The sequence below is a fragment of the Candidatus Igneacidithiobacillus taiwanensis genome, from assembly GCF_031962545.1.
Classification (GTDB): domain Bacteria; phylum Pseudomonadota; class Gammaproteobacteria; order Acidithiobacillales; family Acidithiobacillaceae; genus Igneacidithiobacillus; species Igneacidithiobacillus taiwanensis.
On record NZ_JAVRKK010000229.1, the window covers coordinates 1 to 2,325 of the forward strand.

A 2,325-nucleotide genomic window follows, 5' to 3' on the forward strand; every position below is an offset into this window, starting at 1 on the left:
CGCACGGGCAAACTCGTAGAGTTTGCATAAGTGCGCCCTTCGGGAGAGAGCACAACACCACGGGTGGGGTTGTGCGCTATAAAGCTACCCGAAGGGTAGCGTCTAAGTCTATGCTATTGTCTGCAAAGTATATGTATCATGCTACTGCTTAGATTATCAGCATACTAACTATATTCTGCGATCTGCTATAAAATAGCCATTTATCTGCTGGCGTTATGGTACTTTATAAGTCTGCTGCCGTCTGCTTTGTTTCGATAGATTTTCTGCTATTGGGCACTTGCTAAGGTATCTATATGGCAGTAAAGTCTAGTCGTATTAGTGTAAATTCTGCGATATGGTATCAAACAGGTATCGAAAAGGGGGTAATTGGCTATATGGACTTGTCTGAGCTTACCAAGAGAGTGAACCCGCGGAAGGGTCGGACAGCGCTTGTGCTGGAGCATTACAGAGAGATCGAGGCGGCTCGCAAGATGCTGTGGGAGTGGAATACGATTGCCGAGTCTTTGGGTCTAGGCCCGAAAAAGGGCAATGCGCTGCGGATGGCGTTTTCGTATGTAACGAAAAAGCTGGACGCTGGTGAATTGACCTTGCCAAAGCAGACAACGGCAAAGACCACGGCAAACGATAGACAGGTTGGCGATAAAAAGACGGTTCCAGACATTGGCGTGTTTGATAAATTCGGCGGAAATAAGACATTGAACTTTTGACTGTTGCCCCGTCCACGCCTGTGCCATGGTCATGTGCCTGATCTCTGGTGAGGCCCCCTCACCCCAAAACAAACTCATGCCGAAATGGCCGAGGGCCTCGTTGTGTCCCTGTGCTTGATCTCCGGAGCCGGCCCCTCACAAAACAGCGACGGAGTGCGAGCGCTTAGGGCCGTGCAAGGGGACATGACGGAGCGTAGCGACGGCGTGGCCCGTTGCCTAGGCCCTGCGAGCACGTAGGAGCCAGGGGGCCGGTGACGGGATCAGCACGGGGACAGAGGGCCTCGGTCTGCAGGCATTCCTCATAACCTACTACGCAAAACTACGTTTGCGAGTAGGCCAAAGAGCTAGCCGCCCTTTGGAAACCGGCTTAGTCGTCGTCTTTATCGAGGTCATACCCGAGATATTCAAGGAAGTCGGATATGTCTGTTGTCACGTCCTTATTCGAGTCATATCCGAGGAAGTTAGACATGTCTATTGTCAGTTCTCGCAGCCTTATCCCCAATATTTTCCGCGCCGAGTTCAAATAAAGCGCTCGATCCCCCGTCGCTGTCTCCCATTCTCTTGCGATCTTTTCTAGTTCGTGTCTTACCGCCTCATATTGCACATCCAAGAGCGTTATTATCGCTTCAATATCGTGTTTCTGGGCCAATTCGCATCCCTCCTAATCGGCCTTGCCGCCTTTGTGGATCTTGAGACCGGCCAAGGATGCCTTTTCCTGCGCTCTGAGGGCCTTCTGGTGCGATTTAGCAGACCCGCGCCACCCATAGGCCGGATTGAGCTTATAGGTGCGATTACGGCCGAATTTCGGCCCCTCTAGCAGCACTCCAAGCTCTAACAGCTTCTTGATGCTCCGGCTGACGTTGGGTTGAAGCATCCCCAGCTCTTCGGCGATCTCCTTCTGTACCACATGGATAGCGTTTTCGAAGTTCAGCCGCTCAAGCAAGGCAAACAGCACCGCATAACCATCAGCACCAAGTTCTTTGCGAAGCCCAGCCAAGGCTCTCATCGGACTACCAAGCCCCATCGCCACCCATCCCTCCATAAAACCGTTTGGAATCTTCTGTTTTACCGCTACCAAAGCATAGGGAAGTATTTCCCCGGTTACAGCATCTTGTGAGTTAACCTTCTTCACACGTCCCCCATATATATATCACACAGGATATAAACTATATCATGTGTGATATACATCCTTCTCTGCAAGCCCTGATATTGCTATGTCCCCTTTCTATCTCTTTACAGGGTGCAGGCCTCTGGGCTGGCACGGTCCCCAGTTCGTGCCGGACATCGAGGCCTCGATGCCGGTCCCCGCGCCCTCGCAGCTACGCGCTCGGCGCTCTGCCTGGTAAGGACGGTGCCGGTCCATGCCGGTCTCTGCCTCTGATCTCGGAGCCGCCCTATGCGCCTCGCCGCTCGCAGGGCCTAGGCAACCGGCCACGCCAGCCGCTACGCGTCTGTCATGTCCGCTTGCACGGCCCTAAGCGCTCGCGCTCGCCGCTTGTTTGTGAGGCGGCTCCGAAGATCAGAGGGACAGAGACCCCGGCAAGCATGACCGGCCCCTGTATGAATCGGTGCTACGCGGATTTGCTTTGATGCGGGGGCTGCCGCCCCGCGCACCCCC

General features: G+C 54.0%; 3 protein-coding genes. 1 reads left to right on the forward strand and 2 read right to left on the reverse strand.

The genetic code is table 11. From position 1 onward, the window contains the following. The first annotated feature begins 431 nt into the window (after window positions 1–431). Entirely contained in the window at window positions 432–707 is a 276-nt protein-coding gene (locus RTI30_RS14090; RefSeq protein ID WP_312284128.1) for a hypothetical protein, read from the forward strand. A gap of 367 nt (window positions 708–1,074) precedes the next feature. Here the strand turns inward: RTI30_RS14090 and RTI30_RS14095 are convergent, their stop codons facing one another. Together RTI30_RS14095 and RTI30_RS14100 are read right to left on the reverse strand one after the other, a co-directional pair. Then, window positions 1,075–1,356 carry a hypothetical protein gene (locus tag RTI30_RS14095; RefSeq protein WP_312284129.1) on the reverse strand — a complete coding sequence of 94 codons (282 nt, stop codon included), beginning with the start codon at window positions 1,354–1,356 and terminating at the stop codon, window positions 1,075–1,077. A gap of 12 nt (window positions 1,357–1,368) precedes the next feature. Then, the gene (locus tag RTI30_RS14100; protein WP_312284130.1) at window positions 1,369–1,839 is read right to left on the reverse strand and encodes an ArsR family transcriptional regulator; all 471 of its coding nucleotides are present in this window, start codon (window positions 1,837–1,839) and stop codon (window positions 1,369–1,371) included. Between the last annotated feature and the right edge of the window lie 486 nt (window positions 1,840–2,325).